Below are 17679 nucleotides of genomic sequence, written 5' to 3'. Positions count from 1 at the left end.
ACTTTAGAGAGCCCACTTATGGGAACGGGGTGTCGCACCCCGATTGACTTGAGACGAATTTTCAAAGGAAGGCATAAGTTGCTGCGAACTCACAAATGTGCGGAATTGAACCTGAAACACGATGGTCAGACCGTCACCCTCTGCGGTTGGGTGGATCGTCGCCGAGACCACGGCGGGGTAGCTTTCATGGACTTGCGCGATGCCTCCGGAATTGTCCAGCTGGTCGTCAGTGAAGAAGTGGTCCGGGAAGTCCGTAACGAATACGTGCTCAAGGTCACCGGCAAGGTGCGCAAACGCCCCGAAGGCAACGAAAACCCCGAAATCGTCACCGGCGATATTGAGGTTATGGCCGATGATGTCGAAATTTTGAACTCCTGCGCGACGCTGCCTTTCCAAGTTTCCGAACATGCCGAGGACTCCAATGTCGGTGAGGATATCCGGTTGCGTTACCGTTTCGTTGATCTGCGCCGCCGTCAGCTGCACGACAATCTGGTGCTGCGCTCGCGGATTTCTCAGATTGCCCGGCGGGTTATGGAAGAACACGAATTTATTGAGATTGAAACCCCAACTTTGACGCGTTCCACCCCGGAAGGGGCGCGGGACTTCGTAGTCCCGGCGCGGATTCGGCCCGGTTCGTGGTACGCCTTGCCGCAGTCGCCCCAGCTGTTTAAACAGCTGCTGATGGTCGGCGGTATGGAACGCTACTTCCAGTTGGCTCGCTGCTACCGTGACGAAGATTCCCGCGCTGATCGCCAACCCGAATTTACGCAGCTCGATTTGGAAATGAGTTTCGTCGACCAAGACGATGTCATCGAGGTAACCGAACACCTGCTGAAAGAGATTTGGAAAGTTATCGGCTATGACCTGACCACTCCGATTCCGCGGATGCCTTTCCAGGAAGCCATGGATCGTTTCGGTTCGGATAAACCGGATTTGCGTTTTGGCTACGAACTCGTTGATTTGACCGAATTCTTTAAAGACACCCCGTTTAAGATCTTCCAAGCACCCTACGTGGGGGCAGTGGTCATGCCCGGTGGCGGTTCCCAGCCGCGGCGTACTTTTGACAAGTGGCAGGAATGGGCGAAAGCCCGCGGTGCGAAGGGTCTGGCCTACGTGACGTTGAATGAAAAGGGCGAAACTGCCGGCCCGGTAGCCAAAAATATTTCTGACGCGGAAAAGGCCGGTCTGGCTGCTGCCACCGGAGCCCAGCCGGGGGACTGCATTTTCTTTGCCGCCGGGGACAAGACCGCTTCGCAAACGTTGCTGGGTGCAGCTCGCCTGGAGATTGGGAAGCGTTGCGACCTCATCGATGAAAAGGCGTGGGCCTTCACTTGGGTGGTCGACGCGCCGCTGTTCAAGCCCTCCGGCGAGGCAGTAGCGGAAGGCGACGTGGCGCTGGGCCACTCCGCTTGGACCGCCGTACACCACGCTTTTACTTCGCCGAAACCGGAATGTCTCGATACCTTCGATACCGACCCCGGCAATGCCTTGGCGTACGCGTATGACATCGTGTGCAATGGGGTGGAACTTGGCGGTGGTTCTATCCGTATCCATCGCCGCGATGTTCAGGAACGGGTGTTCAAGGTTATGGGCTTTTCGCAGGAGGAGGCGCAGGCACGCTTCGGATTCCTGCTCGACGCTTTCAAGTACGGCGCTCCACCGCATGGCGGTCTGGCTTTGGGGTGGGATCGCATTGCCGGAATGCTGACGGGTTCCCCGTCGATTCGCGATGTTATCGCCTTCCCGAAGGCTGGCGACGGCTTAGATCCGCTCACCGGTGCGCCCGCCCCGATTACGGACGAACAGCGCAAAGAAACCGGCGTGGATTACGTGCCGGAAGATGACGAATACGCCGAGGACGCTGAGGAAGCCGAGGACAGCGAAAAAACGCCGTAAAAGCTACTTCTGAGGAAAATCACCGCGAGTTGTCTCTCAACTGCCAACTGTCCCCTCTACAATAGATGGGATAGTTGGCAGGGTTTCACCAAGGGGGTAATTATGAGCGCAAAAATTTTTGAACTGCACCCGGAAAATCCGCAGACTCGTTCGTTGAACCAGATTGTGGAGATTATCCAGGACGGCGGCATAATGGCGTATCCCACTGATTCGGGATACGCGCTAGGCTGTGCTTTGGCCAACGGTGCTGGCCTGGAACGCATCCGGAAAATCCGCCAGCTCGATGACAAGCACCATTTCACGCTGGTGTGCCACGATTTCGCCCAGCTGGGTCAGCTGGTGATGGTGTCGAATTCCCAGTACCGGCTGATTAAATCGCTGACTCCGGGGCCATACACGTTTATTTTGAAAGGTACCAAGGAAGTTCCGCGCGCCACGCTGAACAAAAAGAAGCACACTGTCGGCGTGCGGATTCCCGTGCACAAGGTCGCCTTATCTCTGGTAGAAGCCTTGGGGGAGGCTATCTTATCCTGTACCCTGCTGTTGCCCGGAGATACGGAACCACTGAGCGATCCGGTCGAGGTCATCGCCAAGCTGGGGCACCTGCTAGATATTATCGTCGATGCGCCGATTGGTTCGGATCAGGCCACTACCGTTATCAACATGGAGGACGACGTCCCGGTGGTAACCCGAGAGGGAGCCGGTCCGGTTGATTTCTTGCAGTAGGTTACTCGCCGGTGCTCTCGGCGGTGTCACTGTGCTGATTGTGTGCAAGCGCGGTTGAGTCGTCCACCGTGTCGGAATCGGCCAGATTAGGAAGGTCGTCTTCCCACACCAAACCGGGGTCTTGCGGTTTTTGATCTGGGTAGGGCTCCAGGAGGGGAGAGAGAAACAGGCGGCTGAACAGCACGTTGAGCAGCACCACGATAACCAGGGCAAAAGCCGACTGTTTCACGGGCATGGCGTTCATTGGCAGGAAAGCCAGGAAAATCGCCAGGTGGATGACTGAGCGTGTCCACAGTGCTCCGCGGGTTTGGGTCAACTCGTTCAGCAGCGGGTCGTCGTCCAGTTCCGCCAGTTCCTCCGGCAGATGATGTTTCGCTCTATTCATGGCATAGAACTGGTAATCCAGGGATAGCGCGAAACCGAAACCCGCCAGCAACACTGCCACGTTAGGGTCGACACCTCCGGAACGCGCCAGTTTGGGCAAGAACGCGCCCCACCCGTCTTGGAACACCAACGCCGTCAGCCCCAAAGCCACCAATAGGTTCAGGGAGTTCAATAAAGTCGCCCACACCGCTGCCGAAGCACGCCTGGTGGCGCGCAAAATGACCAGAAAAGTCGCCAGCACCATGATTCCGGCCAGCGGGGGAACAAACTTAGTGAGTTGGTAGGCAAAGTCAACCTGGTTAGCAGCCTGGCCGGTGGTCCACTTGGGGAAATCCGAAGGTAAGCTGCGAATAGTTTTCACGATTTCACCGGCTTGACGATTGGTGACGCCCGGCTTCAAATCTACGTCCAAAACGCTATAGTCCCCAGCAATTTCAGTGTTTCCGGCAGTCATCGCATCGACACCGGGAATCTTGCCCACCGCAACAGACCAGCTTTGCATATTTGCGGCGGTGGTTTTCCCTAATATCTGGATATCCGGAGTGGCTGCGGTAGTGCCGTAGTGAGCTGCGCGTAGAGCTTCAAACTTCGCGGCATTCGTTCCTGGAGGAAAAGTCGTCTGCCCTGAGGTGTGCCAGGTAATTCCGAAGGCGGGAATCGCCATCACTAACAGAAAAACTACCAGGACACCGGTCAAAATTGGTTTGGCAGGTTTCCGTGAGCCGAAAAGTTTCCGTAGCCGGTCGTTCAGAGAACGGAACCAGGAGGAAATCGTGGTAAAAATCCGCCGATGCCATTGCGGACGCGGGTATTCCAGCCACCTGATGCCGAGGTACAGCAGCGAGGGAATCAACGTAGTCCCAATTGCGTAGCATCCCAGGATGGAGAACATACTGACCAGAGCCACCCAGCGCAGGCTGCTAGCGGGAAAGATAGCTACCATAATCAGACCCAGCACAATTAGCGCCGTGGAAATAAGCATAGCCGGAGCCGAGTGGGTAAACACCTCGTCTAAGGGCGTGAGAGAGTCACGGCGCTTGCGCAACCGACGTTCATGTGGCTTGGAAATACGCGGAATCTCGGCGGTGTATTTGACCACTGCCAGACGGGTGCGGCTGCGGCTGATGAGAAACACCGTATAACTGGTCACCACACCTAGTGAAAGCATGGTGACCAGGGCAGAGTCACCGGGAGCGGGCTTGACGATGAGGGAAGCCAGGGTGGCGATGGTCCGCGTCACAATCCATCCGCAAAAGGTCGGAATGAAAGCGAGAAAAGCCAGGCGCAGACGTCCCATAGCCCCGAACAGCACCACAAAAATCATCAGCAAGGCAATGAGATTCGCTTTGAGAGAATCATGGTGTGCAATCGCGGCAACTTCTTGATTGTTCAGGTCTTCATCCGTGACGATGCCCTCGGCGTGAGGCGCGAAAGAACGCATATCGCCGGCAATTTGGCTCAAAGCATTCTCAGTCATGGCGCGGATGTCGTCGGCGCGTTGGGGAAACTGGGTCAAGTCCAGCAGCACCACCATCATGAAACCCTGCTTATCCGCGGCAATAAATTTGTCCATCAAAGTTTTTGCATCGGGGTTATTAACATCGTCGCCTTTCGCAAACGGATACAGCACCCCCGCCGGAATAACCCCCGGAACCTCACTGAAACTCGCCGCCGCGGAGTCCAGCACGTTCTTGACTTCCGCGCGCTGTTTATCCATATCCACCCCGGTGACGATGAGGTAAGCCTGATAGTTGGAACTGCGGCTGTCATTCAGGATTTGTGACGCGACGTAGGATTCCGAACTGGGGATAGAAACCAGGCGGTTTTCAACACGATTCCACATATTTCCGAAGCCAAAACCGGTCAATGTAAAGGCTGCACAGATGACTATCACCAAATCCCAAATCAACACCGTGGGCAGAGGGCGTCGATTCAAACGGCGATATAGTTTCAGGAACATGTTATGCATTGTCTCACACACTTTAGGGTAATTTTCACTAGGGTGGTTTCATGGACTTGTTTGATTCCTTGAGCGATACCGGCAGAGGAGTTCCGGAGTTTCGTCCGGATGCTCCTCTGGCGGTGCGGATGCGTCCACGTAACGTAGCAGAATTGGTGGGACAGTCACACCTTTTGGCACCCAATTCGCCGTTACAGCGGCTGTTGCGGGCAGACACCGAGATGACTTCCTCCGTGATTCTCTACGGTCCGCCCGGAACTGGCAAAACATCCTTGGCATATATGGTGGCGCAGGCAGGGGGCCGGGAATACGCCCAGCTTTCCGCCATCAACGCGGGAGTCAAGGAAGTCCGTGAGGTCATTAACGCGGCGAAGCAACGGCTGAGCCTGAGCGGTCAAGAAACCATTTTATTTTTAGACGAGGTTCATCGTTTTTCTAAATCGCAGCAGGACTCGCTGCTGCCGGCAGTGGAAAACCGGTGGGTTATCCTTGTCGCAGCCACCACCGAAAATCCGGCTTTTTCCGTCATTTCTCCACTGTTGTCCCGATCCCTGCTGTTGACGTTGAAACCACTGACAAACCAGGATATCGAGACCATTATGGACCGGGCTTTGGCGGACGAACGCGGACTGGCTGGAAAGTACACACTGACCTCGGACGCTAGGGAAAGCCTCATCAGATTGGCCGGCGCGGACGGGCGTAAAGCCTTGACCCTGTTGGAAGCTGCAGCCGGGGGAGCGGATTCCCGCGAGGCCAGCGAGATTACCGAAGATGATGTTGCGGTTGCGGCAGACACGGCCGTGGTGCGTTACGGCATTGACGAGCATTATGACGTGGCTTCGGCGTTTATCAAGTCGATGCGCGGTTCCGACCCCGATGCCGCCCTGCACTATTTGGCGCGAATGATTAAGGCCGGGGAAGATCCGCGCTTCATCGCCCGCCGAGTCGTCATTGCGGCGGCAGAAGACGTTGGGTTGGCTGATCCGACCGTGCTGCCCCTCGCGGTCGCGGCGGCACAAGCGGTGCAGTTGATTGGGATGCCGGAAGGGCGGATTCCGCTAGCTGAGGCGGTGGTCGCGGTAGCGACGGCCCCGAAGTCGAATCGGGCTTATGTCGGCATCAACACCGCGGTGGCTGACGTGGAGTCCGGAAACATTGGTACCGTTCCTTCCTATCTGCGTGACCAGCATTATCCGGGGGCTGACGCCGACAGGAAAGATCTGGGGACATATAGCTATCCCCACGACGACACCCGCGGGATAGTCGCGCAGCAATACCTGCCTGACCCGCTGAAAGACAAGATTTATTACGAACCTTCCGCCCACGGGTGGGAAGTCACGTTGGGCGAGAGACTGGCCAAAATACGCAAGATTCAAAAAATGCGGTAAGATAGCCAAGTTGCCCGGTGTTTTGTCCAACCCTCGGTTGGTTGACGCCCGGACACCTGGGGTCTTAGCCAAAAAGGTGACCCCTCCCCGCCGAGATGCCCTCGCGGGGTGACTTTGAAATAAGACAGGAAGAATATAAATGGGAAACCGTTCTCGGAAAATGGTGCGTTTGTCGCGCGCCTTGGGGATGCCGCTAACCCCGAAAGCTAAGCGGTACTTTGAACGTCGTCCTTACGGACCCGGTGAACACGGCCGTGCCCGCCGCCGCAGCGAATCTGACTACGCGGTGCGTTTGAAGGAAAAGCAGCGTTTGCGCGCCCAATACGCGATTCGTGAGGCGCAACTGGTCAAGACCTTCCAGGAGGCGCGCCGGATGGAAGGCCAAACCGGTGACAACCTGGTGGAACTGTTGGAAACGCGGCTTGATGCTCTGGTGTTGCGTGCCGGTTTCGGCCGCACCATGTTCCAGGCTCGTCAGGCGGTAACCCACCGTCACATCTTGGTCGACGGCAAGATTGTGGATCGCCCCTCTTACAAGGTGCGCCCCGGCCAGACCGTCCAGGTCAAGCCGTCCTCCCAGGTCAAGGACCCCTTCGTGGTGGCTGCCCGCGGTTCTCACCGCGATGTGCTGCCTCCCGTGCCGGACTACCTCAAGGTCGATTTGGAAAAGCTGCGTTTTACTCTGGATCGCCAGCCTAAGCGTGAAGAAGTCCCGATTCAGTGTGAAGTGCAACTGGTTGTGGAGCACTATTCCCGCTAAAACTTTCAGTGACCCCGGGATTTTCCCGGGGTCAATTGTTTAAAGTTAGAATATCACGGTGTGTTTCGCGCAGACTGCGCAGAATTCGGTCGCTACACCGGGACAGGAGAATGACATGATTGGTGAAATTGCCGGGATTATTGCCGCCGTGGCTTTCGCGGTATTGGTGCTATTTTTAGCAGTGCCACTGTGGAAACTGGGTGGGGTGTTTTCCCAACTGGAGCAATCCATCAAAACTGTCGCCGACGAAACTGTGGTGGCGGTCAAACAGGGGCAGACGTCTTTGGACCAGGTTAACAATCAGTTGGAACGGGTCGATTCCATGACCTCGGCGGCAAATCGTTCCGTCGAGGATCTCTCGGCTCTGACGACCTTGTTTACGGCAACGCTGGGCCGGCCGCTCATTAAAGTCGCCGCGTTTAACTATGCGGTGCGTAAAGCTATGGGCATTGACGCGAAGAAAGCGAAGTAGGGGGATCGATGTCAAATACAGCAAAAGCAGTTGGGACGACGCTGCTACTTTCCGCGGGGGCGGCGCTGGCTGCGTACTTTACCGTGACCCCGTTTCGGCAGACTGTCGATCAGATGACCCAGGGATTTCGTGCGGATATGTCGCAGCGCGAGGGAGAACTCATCGAGGCTCTGAGCTCCAGCGATTCAGAAATCGAGCAAGCCCGCGACACTTGGAGCGCCCGGAAGGAAGATCGCGGCGGCTTTAAAGTCGGACGTGGACGTCACCGTGACTCCACGCTGGACGACGAACTAGCCTTTTAGCGAAACTAACTGACAATAAACGAAAGTTGCCCGGAGCAAACTGACCGGGGGGACCAGGACAGATAATCCGGGAACTGCCCGGACACGAAGGAAAGATACATATACATGCGTACTGCGGAAGTTCGTCAGCGTTGGCTGGATTTTTTTGCAAAGAACGGTCATGAGGTTCGCCCCTCGGTGCCGCTCATTTCGCCCGACCCCTCGATTTTGTTCACCATCGCGGGCATGGTTCCGTTCATTCCCTACATTGTGGGAACCGAACCGGCGCCGTGGCCGCGAGCCACCTCGGTACAAAAATGTATCCGCACCAACGACATCGACGAGGTCGGGAAAACCACGCGTCACGGTACTTTCTTTCAGATGTGCGGGAACTTTTCTTTCGGTGACTACTTTAAGGAAGGCGCGTCTCAGTATGCCTGGGATTTGCTGACCGGTAGTCAAAAGGACGGTGGCTATGGCCTGGACGGCGACAAGCTCTGGGTCACGATTTGGGACCAAGACGAGGCCGCTTGGGACATCTGGACTCGGCAAATCGGTTTGGATCCGACCCACGTCCAAAAACTTCCGCGCGAAGAAATCTTTTGGGATACCGGCCAGCCCGGCCCCGCCGGCCCTTGTGCGGAAATCCACCTGGATCGCGGATCTGAATACGGTCCCGAGGGCGGTCCTGAAGTTGACACGCAAGGCGACCGTTACCTGGAACTGTGGAACCTGGTTTTTGATGAATTCCTGCGTGGCGAAGGCTCCGGCAAAGACTACCCACTGTTGGGCAAGCTGGACCAAACCGCTATCGATACGGGCTTGGGCCTGGAACGTCTGGCCTTTGTCCTCCAGGGCAAAGACAATATGTACGAAATTGACGAGGTGTTCCCCGTCATCGAAGTCGCTCAGGAAATGTCTGGGCGCCGCTACACTTCCGGCCCCGACCCGATGGACGTTCACTTCCGTATCGTGGCTGACCACGTGCGTTCCAGCCTGATGCTGATTGGCGATGGGGTTCGTCCCAGCAATGAGGGACGGGGCTACGTGCTGCGCCGCCTCATGCGCCGCGCGGTGCGTTCCATGCGGCTGTTGGGTGTGACCGAGGCAGTAATGCCGCAGCTGTTGCCTGCTTCGATGAATGTGATGAAAGCCTCCTATCCCGAGCTGGAAAAGGAATGGAACACCATTTCTGACGTGGCTTACGCTGAAGAAGACGCTTTCCGCCGCACCCTCGACGCCGGAACCCTCATCTTGGATACCGCGGTGACGAAAGCGAAACAGTTGGGCGCGGCCCTGAGCGGCGACGACGCTTTCCAACTGCACGATACCTACGGTTTCCCGTTGTCTCTGACGCTGGAAATGGCGGCGGAAGCCGGGGTCAAGGTGGACGAAAAGCGTTTCACAGAGTTGATGAACGCACAGAAGCAGCGCGCCCGGGCGGACGCGGTGGCCAAGAAAACCGGACACGTCGATGCTCACGTCTATCACGAGCTGGCGGCGAAACTTGGTGAGAACAACACGGTGGAGTTCCTGGGATACACCGAGACCAGCGCTCCGGCGCGGGTGGTCGGTATTTTGCAGGACGGCAAACCGGTACCGGTCGCAACAGCCCCGGCTACCGTTGAGGTCCTGCTGGACCGGACCCCGTTCTATGCGGAGGCCGGCGGACAGCTCGCTGACCAAGGGCAGGTAACGTTCGCGGGTGGCGGAGTGCTGGATGTGGCTGATGTGCAGGCTCCGGTGAAGGGACTGCCCATGCATCGGGGGACTTTGACGGAAGGTCAGGTTACTCTCGGTGAGGACGCCCAAGCTACGATTGATGTTGAGCGTCGCGGCGCGATTGCCCGAGCCCACACGTCTACCCACGTCATTCACCAGATTCTGTTGGATTCCCTGGGACAGGGCGCGACCCAAGCAGGGTCGGAAAATGCCCCGTGGCACGTCCGTTTCGATTTCCGCAACGCGACGGCTTTGCCGGATTCTTTGGTGGCGGACATTGAGGCGGAAGCAAACGAACGAGTCCAGACCAATATGACTGTTACCGACTATCAGATGCCCATTGAGGAGGCGCGAAAGACTGGCGCGCAGGCCATTTTCGGGGAAAAGTACGGCAAGATTGTGCGCATCGTTGATATTGGCGATGGTTGGTCTCGAGAGTTCTGCGGCGGCACCCACGTGCCGCTGACTGGGCATATCGGCTCTATAGCGGTGTTGGGAGAATCCTCGATTGGTTCCGGAGTGCGGCGTATTGAAGCGCTGGTCGGAAATGGTGCTTCCGGATTCCAAGCTAAAGAGCACGCCTTGGTGTCTCAGATCACCCAGCTGGTCGGCGCCAAGCCGGAAACCCTGGTGGAGCGCATTACTTCCCTGATGGATCGGCTCAAGGCCGCGGAAAAAGAACTCGAAAAGACCCGGTTGGCAGCTTTGCTGTCCAATCTGGACGATTACGTAAAATCCGCCGAAGCGCTCCGTGGCGTGCAGGTCATTCACCAGGTAGCTCAGGCAGGTTCCGTGGACGATTTGCGTCAGGCAGCCACCACTTTGCGCGGGCGGTTCTCTAACGCGGATCCGGTGGTCGTTGCGCTGGCGGCCGATATCGGTGGAAAACCGATGCTGGTCGTGGCCAGTAACGAAGCGGCTCGCGACAAAGGTGTGAAGGCCGGGGCATTGGTTAAGGCCGGTGCCGCGGCCATGGGTGGTGGCGGCGGCGGCAAGGACGACTTGGCGCAAGGTGGCGGAGCTCCCGCAGGCAAACCGGAAAACGGTTTGGATGCCGTAGTGGCCGCACTGCAGTCAGTACTCGCCAAGTAAACAACTGCCGGTTCGGGGCTTTTCGCCGAGCCGTCACACCGATAGGGGATAACGCACAGGATGGTCGCTGGAAACTTTCTCGCCATAGACGTGGGTAAGGCGCGCGTGGGTGTCGCCCGCTCGGTAGCGGGTACGTCCCTGGCGTTGCCAGTGAAAACCTTGCAGGTTCGGCCGGACGGTTCCGAGCTGGACGAACTGGTGGGAATCATCGAGGAAAGCGATCCTCGGGCCGTATTCGTGGGTTTACCGAAATTGATGAGCGGCAAGGAGGGCGAGGCTGCCCGGATGGCGCGGTCTTACGCCCGACGTCTGGTCAGACGGCTTGACACACTGCCGGTTCATCTCATTGATGAACGGTTGAGCTCGGCTGACGCCCACTCCAAACTGCGCGATGCCGGGGTCAGTACCCGCCGGCAAAAGGAGATGGTTGACCAACTCGCCGCTGTGGCCATCCTCACTCGAGCTTTAGAAACTTTGACTCAAACAGGGAACTTACCTGGCGAGTTGGTTATTATTGAGTAAACCACGTAACGAGGGAAGTACATGTCAGACACTGAAGATCTAGCATCGATGGGACCGCGGCGCCGACGTCGGTATTTAGCGCAGCACGGTCAAGCCGCCTTAACCCAGACTGACTCGCCATCCCCCTCGAACCCGGAACTTCCGCCCCAGGCGGCACCCTCTCAATCCCCCAATCCCGCGATTGAACCAACGCCGCGCACACTTCCCAGCCGCCGCAATCGCCCAGAGGAACTCGACACCCCGTCTTTTCCCCGCGTGACCTCTGGAGTATCCCAGGCCGCGGACACAACCGTAGAATCTCTATTGCAAGAGACGCAGGTTGCCTCCGCTGAACAACCGGAAGTAACCCCGAGCGAACACCATCGGCGTGACAAACGTTCTCGAATTCGGCGCCGTAAGACCATGCGGAATCGCACGTTTGTCGTCCTGGCGATTGTGGTCACGCTGCTGGTAGTAGCCATTGTTTTTGGCGCAATCATTTTCAATCGTTGGCTCAGCGCCAAGGGGGCCGATTACGAAGGTAGCGGTACCGGTCAGGTGATGGTAACAGTTCCCGAGGGTGCGCTGGGCTCAGACATTGGCAATATTCTAGCTAAAGCGCAGGTCGTAGCGTCCTCGCAGGCGTTCTTTAACGCGTGCCGCGACCAGGAAGCCGCCTGCTCGGCGATTCAGCCCGGAACCTACGCGATGGCCAAACACATGTCTGCCGTCAATGCTTTGTCCATCTTGATTGACAAAGCGAACCGGGTTGACGATCAGATTACGATTGGTCCGGGTCTGACAAAGTGGCAGGTCAAAGAGCAACTGGTGACGAATGCAGGTTTTAGTGATGCTGACGTGGAAGCTGCTTTTGCCAACGCTCCGGGACTGCCCAAAGTCGCCGGTGGAAACATCGAGGGGTGGCTAGCACCCGGAACTTACCTGGTGGGACCCGGTCAGGACGCAACCGAAACAGTGCGTCAGATGGTAGCCGCCAATGTCAAGCGACTGCGGGACGCGGGAATCCCCGAGACCCAGTGGGAAACGTTCCTAACCAAGGCTTCTATCGTCCAGCGTGAGGGCAGCGACCTGCAAAAACAGGACTACGCGAAGATTGCACGAGTGTTAGAAAACCGGATGGATACCGGCAAGGAAACTGTTGGATTTATGAATATGGACTCCACGGTTATCTACGGTTTGGGCGAAGCCTCGAAGTCACGCAAAATTCCGACCGCCGCCGAGGTCGCTGACGCTTCGAATCCGTACAATACCTATCGTCACAAGGGGCTGCCGCCCGGGCCTATCGGGGTCGTGGGTCAGGACGCTTTTGACGGCACCCGCAACCCGCCACCGGGGGATTGGCTGTACTTCACCACGGTGGATTTGAATACGGGTGAAACTCGCTTCAGCGCGACTCTGGAGGAACAGAAAGCCAACGTAGAGTTGTTGAAACAATTTTGTAAGGACCACCCCGAAATCTGTAAAGGGTAGCGGGTAGTGCCGTATTGTCTGGTTGTGGGAGATCCGATTGCGCACTCCTTGTCTCCCGTAATTCATCTGGCTGCGTATCGTGAGCTGGGCCTGAACTGGGATTTTCGCTGCCAGCGCGTTCGGTCAGGAACGCTCAACGCATTCCTAACCGAGGCGGATGCACAGCTACGCGGCTTGGCAGTGACTATGCCTTTGAAACCGGAGGCACTGCAGGCTGCGACTTTCGCTGACGGCTTGGCCAAGGTCACCGGAGCGGTGAATACGCTGATTCCCGCCGCGGGAGGAGATTGGACCGGATTCAACACTGATGTCCGCGGCGTCGTCGAGGCTTTCCGCCAAGGTGGCGCGACGAATCTACCGTACGGGGGCAGCGGGGTTATCTTCGGTTCGGGTTCCACAGCGGCTTCGGCCTTGGCGGCTTTCACCGAGTTGGGACTCACAGAGCTGACGGTCATTTCCCGGACTACTGCCCAAACGGGCGCGGCTTTTCAGGCGGCAAAACGGATGGGCTTGAGCGTCCGGGCGGTGGCATGGCACCAGGTTGAGGACGTTAACCGGGCACTGCGCGCGGCACAGCTGGTGATGGGCACTGTGCCCGCCCCCGTACAAGATGCTCTGCCCCTGTCACAGCTACAGATTATCTCCCACGCATTTTTTCTTGATGCGGCATATGCGCCGTGGCCAACCCCGCTTGCCAGTTGGGCACAGAGGTGTGGAGCGCAGGTCATTCCCGGATGGGAAATGCTGTTGCACCAGGGCGTCGCCCAGGTAAAGCTGTTTACGGGACAGGAAGTCAACGCCGAAATTTTGCGTCCCGCTTTGCATAAATACGTCAACTCGGCGGATTAGAATAACGGCGGCGTGAATTGTCTTAACCATTGCCGGCTCCCTATAAAGTCACAGTGTCGTAACGGGAAGGGGAAGGAACCTTATGCTCTGGCATGTCCTGGCGTGGATTCTCAGCGGAATCTGGGGTTACGCGGTGGGCGCGGTCACGACCAAAATTCTGCGCGAGCGTAGCATCGAATTGTCGGATCTGTTCTACCTACCTTTCTCGTTGTGCCTCACCTTGGTTACGGTTTTCCTCAATGTAATCCAGTGGTTCATCCTCAACTACTTTTCCCACGGTTTGTGTTTCACCCATTTCCTCGTCACCTTGCCGGTGTACCTGGGGACCGCCCCATTTTGTGCGATGCTTCTGACTGATGCCCGTTTTCGACTGTTGCCCAATCGGCTACTGGGCCTGGGGGCTGTGATGCTGTTGCCCGTACTGAGCATTGTCGCCTTGATTCTGCGTAGCCCCGAAGCGCTGGCGCGAGTTTGGGTTTTGGGGCTAGCCATGGGGCTGGTTCTGGCTCTAGCCACGTATCTCGGTTTAGGGATGGGAGATGTCAAGCTCGCAGCGCTGCTCAGTGCGTGGCTAGGTCTTTATAACTGGTTCGCGCCCCTAGCGATGCTGCTACTGGCCTCACTCTTGGGTGGCGCGTTTGCCTTAATCCAGGTCATCCGTAAAAAACTTGATTTAGATAAAGACATTGCTTTTGGCCCGTGGCTTATCACGGGCGCCTACATCACGTGGGTGGTGTATCTGCCCTCGATATTGGTGGGCATCTAGCCGCTTTCTCACCGCCCAGGCCGAGTAACCCGGTTCGGGATGTGTGGCGAAATGTGGCAAGATGAACTCATGTTGGAATGTGTCACTGCCGGGGAATCACACGGCGCCGCCCTGATAGCCGTACTCAGTGGACTGCCGGCAGGGATAGAAATCACCACCAATACCCTGACCAAAGCCCTCGCGCAGCGACGGAAGGGCTACGGCAGGGGAACGCGCCAAAAATTTGAGCAAGACGCGGTGACCATCCTTTCGGGACTGCGTCACGGGAAAACCCTGGGCTCCCCGGTCGCGGTTGAAATCAAGAACACCGAATGGCCCAAGTGGCAAACGGTTATGAGTCCCGACCCGGTGTCTCGTCAGGCGCTGCTGCGGGACGCGGGTCGAGGTGACGCGCGCGAATTAGCGCGGAACCTGCAGCTTACGAAGCCGCGGCCGGGACACGCCGATTTTGCCGGCATGATGAAGTACGGTTTCACAGATGCTCGTAACGTGTTGGAGCGTTCTTCCGCTCGGGAAACGGCCGCCAGAGTGGCTTTGGGGGCTTTCGCACAAGCATTGTTGGATCAGGTCGCGGGGATTCGTTTAGTGTCTCACGTCACGTCCGTTGGTTCAGTTTCCGTTCCACTAGACGCGCCGGTGCCGCGGCCAGAAGATGCGGATTATCTCGATAGTGACCCGGTGCGCTGCCTCGATGCGCATACGGCTGAACAGATGGTGCAGGCTATCGACAACGCGCAGCATACGGGCGACACGTTGGGAGGAGTGGTGCAGGTCATCGCCTACGGGGTGCCTATCGGTTTAGGCTCTCACGTGAGCCGTGACCGCCGACTGGACGCGCGCCTGGCCGCTGCCCTCGTTTCTATTCAAGCCGTAAAAGGGGTGGAAATCGGCGCGGCTTTTCTGCAAGCCTCCCTGCCGGGCAGCGAAGCCCACGACCCCCTCTACCGCGGTGACCAGCCAGCTGACGCAAACACGGGCTTGGGCACGATAGCGCGACCGACTAACCTGGCGGGTGGCATCGAAGGCGGGATGTCCAACGGCAATCCCATCGTGGTTTCCGCCGCCGTGAAACCTATCTCTACCGTACCCCACGCTCTGCCGACCCTGGATTTGGCTGATGGCAGCGTGGCGACTGGGCTGCACCAGCGTTCGGACACGACCGCGGTGGTGCCGGCAGCCGTCATCGCCCAGGCCGAGGTCGCGCTGGTGCTGGCAGACGCTTTGCTGGAAAAAACGGGCGGGGACTCGGTGGCGGAATGCTCGCGAAACTTGTGGGCCTACCTGGACGAGGTTACGCAAAGGACGACTTTTTCATGACACGTAAAATCGTTCTGATGGGATTGCCCACTTCCGGTAAATCGAAAACTGCCGGGATTTTGGCCCAAATTTTGCACACCACCTGGCTTGACACTGACCTGGAAATCGAGCGGCGTTTCGGCCAATCCGTTCCCTGGATTTTTAAGGAACTCGGAGAACAGGGGTTTCGCGCCCTCGAATACGCGGTCGTTCGGGATGCGTTACAGGGCTCAGCCCGGATTGTTTCCCTGGGCGGCGGTGCCCCGACATACGCTCCGACCCGCGAGCTGTTGCGCGAACACACCGTTTACTACTTGAAAGCGGACCCGGACTTCCTGGTGAACCGGCAAATCCAACGCTCCGAGCGCTCTGGCCAGAAAAAGGATGCGCAAGTCCGTCCCTTGCTGGAAGGCAACCTGCGGGAAAGGATGCACGAGCTGTATCGGGAGCGAAAAGACATCTATGAGAGTACCGCCACGGTCATTATTGACGCACAGAGCAAACGTAGCGAAATGGCTGGGAAAATCATCGCTCATGAAGAACGCCTGGGTGACCGCATCTGGGTATCCACCCCCGGCGAACCCTATGCCGTCAGCTTTGGTGAAGACCTGAACGCGCAGGTCGCAGCCTTGATGAAGACGCACACAAACAAAGTCCTGTTGCTCAGCGCGCCCCCGGTAGCGTCGGCGGCTAACAGTTTGGCACAGCACTTGGACTCGCTGGGTAAACAAACCACAGTGAAAGTGCTGCCTGACGGAGAAGCCGCGAAACAGCTCACGGTGCTTTCCGAGGTGTGGGAGGCGGCAGCCAGCGCGGGTCTGGAACGCCGTGATGCGATTGTTGCTCTCGGTGGGGGAGCTACCACTGACCTGGGAGGTTTCGCAGCGGCGACCTGGCTGCGCGGCGTTGACCTCATTACGGTACCGACGACCTTGTTGGCGATGGTTGATGCCGCTGTCGGAGGCAAGACCGGCATTGATTGGAGTACCGGGAAAAATTTGGTGGGGGCGTTTTATCCTCCTCTCGGGGTGGCAGTGGATTTCACGACTTTGCGGACCCTGTCGCCAGACCACCTCCGAGAGGGGCTGGCGGAGGCATTGAAGTGCGGGTTTATCCGTGACCAACAGATTTTAGACATTGCCCAGGACCACGCGTCGGTGCTGCTGAATCCGGATTCCCCTCAGCTTCGCAACATCATTCGCCGAGCCGTGAAGGTGAAAGCCGACGTTGTTTCCACCGATTTGTATGAATCGGGTCAGCGGGAGTACTTGAACTACGGACATACTCTGGCTCACGCCATAGAACGCGTGGAGGACTACCGTTTTCCCCACGGTTTAGCGGTCTCTATCGGTATGGTCTATGCCGCGAACCTCGCCACGGTGCTGGGGATAGGTCCCAAAGACTTGGTTGTGCGGCTGCGTAATCAGCTGGAAGCGGTTGGCCTACCCGCCACCTATACTGCCCACACTTTTGCGGAACTGTTACCCATCATGTTTAGCGATAAAAAAGTTCGCGGCGGGCAGCTGCGGTTCGTCCTGCTGGAGGATTGGGGCAAACCTGTGGTCACTGCCGTGGCTGATTCTGAGGCTCTGACCAAAGCCGCCGAAATGACAGGAATTGCCCTGTGAGCTCACGCTGTTCACTGGCTTTAGTATCCCTGCCGGGAGCCCGTTTGCAAGAGTTAGCCCAATCGATTTCACCGGACATCGGCCTGCCCGTGGCTTCCGATTCAGGCCTTGACGCTTGGTCGTCGCACAGCGCACCAGCCATTTTTGTTCTGCCCTCTGACGTGCTCGAGAGTGGTTCATCCGCCCTGGTCGGGAACTTTCGACAGGCCGGGAACCGGGTATTTTTCCTAGATTTGCCCTGGGAGGAGTCATGGCAGGCCATGAACCCAGAACAACTCAGCGACCCTAACGGCCTGCCTTGGCGCGCCACCTATCGCCGTCTGGCCCAAAAACGCCGTGATGACCTAATAGCACACAGTGACTACACGGTGCCGACCGAGGGAACCTTGACCGAACTGGCACAGCGACTGTTGACAGTTATCGCTGAAAACGGCTGCAGTTAGCCAACGGCACGCTTTTTCGGTAGA

The 17679-nt window shown here is 57.6% G+C and carries 15 protein-coding genes; 14 read left to right on the top strand and 1 reads right to left on the bottom strand.

Annotated features, from left to right (window positions below):
• Window positions 1–78: 78 nt before the first annotated feature.
• Window positions 79–1896, top strand: coding sequence for an aspartate--tRNA ligase (gene aspS / locus SPI05_RS03365; protein ID WP_321076173.1), 1818 nt, complete (start codon window positions 79–81; stop codon window positions 1894–1896).
• Between the two features lie 102 nt (window positions 1897–1998).
• Entirely contained in the window at window positions 1999–2622 is a 624-nt protein-coding gene (locus SPI05_RS03360; protein WP_321076170.1) for an L-threonylcarbamoyladenylate synthase, read from the top strand.
• A 1-nt stretch (window position 2623) separates the two neighbouring features.
• Here SPI05_RS03360 and SPI05_RS03355 read toward each other — a convergent pair whose 3' ends face one another.
• Window positions 2624–4966, bottom strand: coding sequence for an MMPL family transporter (locus SPI05_RS03355; RefSeq protein WP_321076168.1), 2343 nt, complete (start codon window positions 4964–4966; stop codon window positions 2624–2626).
• Window positions 4967–5016: 50 nt separating this feature from the next.
• Here SPI05_RS03355 and SPI05_RS03350 point away from each other — a divergent pair, with 50 nt between their 5' ends.
• From SPI05_RS03350 to SPI05_RS03295, 12 genes are all read left to right on the top strand, one after another.
• The gene (locus tag SPI05_RS03350; RefSeq protein WP_321076166.1) at window positions 5017–6354 is read left to right on the top strand and encodes a replication-associated recombination protein A; all 1338 of its coding nucleotides are present in this window, start codon (window positions 5017–5019) and stop codon (window positions 6352–6354) included.
• Between the two features lie 139 nt (window positions 6355–6493).
• Window positions 6494–7114 carry a 30S ribosomal protein S4 gene (gene rpsD, locus SPI05_RS03345; protein ID WP_297588253.1) on the top strand — a complete coding sequence of 207 codons (621 nt, stop codon included), beginning with the start codon at window positions 6494–6496 and terminating at the stop codon, window positions 7112–7114.
• 115 nt (window positions 7115–7229) lie between these two features.
• Window positions 7230–7586 (top strand): DUF948 domain-containing protein, encoded by a 357-nt coding sequence (locus tag SPI05_RS03340; protein ID WP_321076162.1) that lies wholly within the window; start codon window positions 7230–7232, stop codon window positions 7584–7586.
• An 8-nt stretch (window positions 7587–7594) separates the two neighbouring features.
• Window positions 7595–7888, top strand: a complete 294-nt coding sequence (locus SPI05_RS03335) for a hypothetical protein (protein WP_321076160.1) — start codon at window positions 7595–7597, stop codon at window positions 7886–7888.
• Between the two features lie 105 nt (window positions 7889–7993).
• Window positions 7994–10681, top strand: coding sequence for an alanine--tRNA ligase (gene alaS / locus SPI05_RS03330; RefSeq protein ID WP_321076158.1), 2688 nt, complete (start codon window positions 7994–7996; stop codon window positions 10679–10681).
• Window positions 10682–10741: 60 nt separating this feature from the next.
• Window positions 10742–11203: a Holliday junction resolvase RuvX gene (gene ruvX / locus SPI05_RS03325; protein ID WP_321076156.1), complete on the top strand. Its 462-nt coding sequence runs from the start codon at window positions 10742–10744 to the stop codon at window positions 11201–11203.
• A 21-nt stretch (window positions 11204–11224) separates the two neighbouring features.
• Complete coding sequence (gene mltG / locus SPI05_RS03320) at window positions 11225–12673, top strand: endolytic transglycosylase MltG (protein ID WP_321076152.1); 1449 nt, start codon at window positions 11225–11227, stop codon at window positions 12671–12673.
• A 6-nt stretch (window positions 12674–12679) separates the two neighbouring features.
• Window positions 12680–13522: a shikimate dehydrogenase gene (locus tag SPI05_RS03315; RefSeq protein ID WP_321076151.1), complete on the top strand. Its 843-nt coding sequence runs from the start codon at window positions 12680–12682 to the stop codon at window positions 13520–13522.
• A gap of 82 nt (window positions 13523–13604) precedes the next feature.
• Window positions 13605–14288 carry a prepilin peptidase gene (locus SPI05_RS03310; RefSeq protein ID WP_321076149.1) on the top strand — a complete coding sequence of 228 codons (684 nt, stop codon included), beginning with the start codon at window positions 13605–13607 and terminating at the stop codon, window positions 14286–14288.
• A 69-nt stretch (window positions 14289–14357) separates the two neighbouring features.
• Window positions 14358–15605, top strand: a complete 1248-nt coding sequence (aroC, locus tag SPI05_RS03305; protein ID WP_414601961.1) for a chorismate synthase — start codon at window positions 14358–14360, stop codon at window positions 15603–15605.
• Window positions 15602–17212 carry a 3-dehydroquinate synthase gene (gene aroB / locus SPI05_RS03300; RefSeq protein ID WP_321076146.1) on the top strand — a complete coding sequence of 537 codons (1611 nt, stop codon included), beginning with the start codon at window positions 15602–15604 and terminating at the stop codon, window positions 17210–17212. Before aroC ends, aroB begins: the two co-directional genes overlap by 4 nt.
• Complete coding sequence (locus SPI05_RS03295; RefSeq protein ID WP_321076144.1) at window positions 17209–17655, top strand: hypothetical protein; 447 nt, start codon at window positions 17209–17211, stop codon at window positions 17653–17655. Before aroB ends, SPI05_RS03295 begins: the two co-directional genes overlap by 4 nt.
• Window positions 17656–17679: the final 24 nt, after the last annotated feature.

The organism is Mobiluncus sp. (assembly GCF_034180645.1).
Lineage (GTDB): Bacteria > Actinomycetota > Actinomycetes > Actinomycetales > Actinomycetaceae > Mobiluncus.
This window is presented reverse-complemented; position numbering and strand designations above follow the sequence as displayed.

Coding starts and splice junctions, on each gene's coding strand:
- SPI05_RS03340 (WP_321076162.1), top strand. CDS start 7,230: ATGATTGGTGAAATTGCCGGGATTATTGCCGCCGTGGCTTTCGCGGTA.
- SPI05_RS03350 (WP_321076166.1), top strand. CDS start 5,017: ATGGACTTGTTTGATTCCTTGAGCGATACCGGCAGAGGAGTTCCGGAG.
- rpsD (WP_297588253.1), top strand. CDS start 6,494: ATGGGAAACCGTTCTCGGAAAATGGTGCGTTTGTCGCGCGCCTTGGGG.
- SPI05_RS03335 (WP_321076160.1), top strand. CDS start 7,595: ATGTCAAATACAGCAAAAGCAGTTGGGACGACGCTGCTACTTTCCGCG.
- SPI05_RS03360 (WP_321076170.1), top strand. CDS start 1,999: ATGAGCGCAAAAATTTTTGAACTGCACCCGGAAAATCCGCAGACTCGT.
- aroC (WP_414601961.1), top strand. CDS start 14,358: ATGTTGGAATGTGTCACTGCCGGGGAATCACACGGCGCCGCCCTGATA.
- ruvX (WP_321076156.1), top strand. CDS start 10,742: ATGGTCGCTGGAAACTTTCTCGCCATAGACGTGGGTAAGGCGCGCGTG.
- aroB (WP_321076146.1), top strand. CDS start 15,602: ATGACACGTAAAATCGTTCTGATGGGATTGCCCACTTCCGGTAAATCG.
- alaS (WP_321076158.1), top strand. CDS start 7,994: ATGCGTACTGCGGAAGTTCGTCAGCGTTGGCTGGATTTTTTTGCAAAG.
- SPI05_RS03310 (WP_321076149.1), top strand. CDS start 13,605: ATGCTCTGGCATGTCCTGGCGTGGATTCTCAGCGGAATCTGGGGTTAC.
- SPI05_RS03355 (WP_321076168.1), bottom strand. CDS start 4,966: ATGTTCCTGAAACTATATCGCCGTTTGAATCGACGCCCTCTGCCCACG.
- mltG (WP_321076152.1), top strand. CDS start 11,225: ATGTCAGACACTGAAGATCTAGCATCGATGGGACCGCGGCGCCGACGT.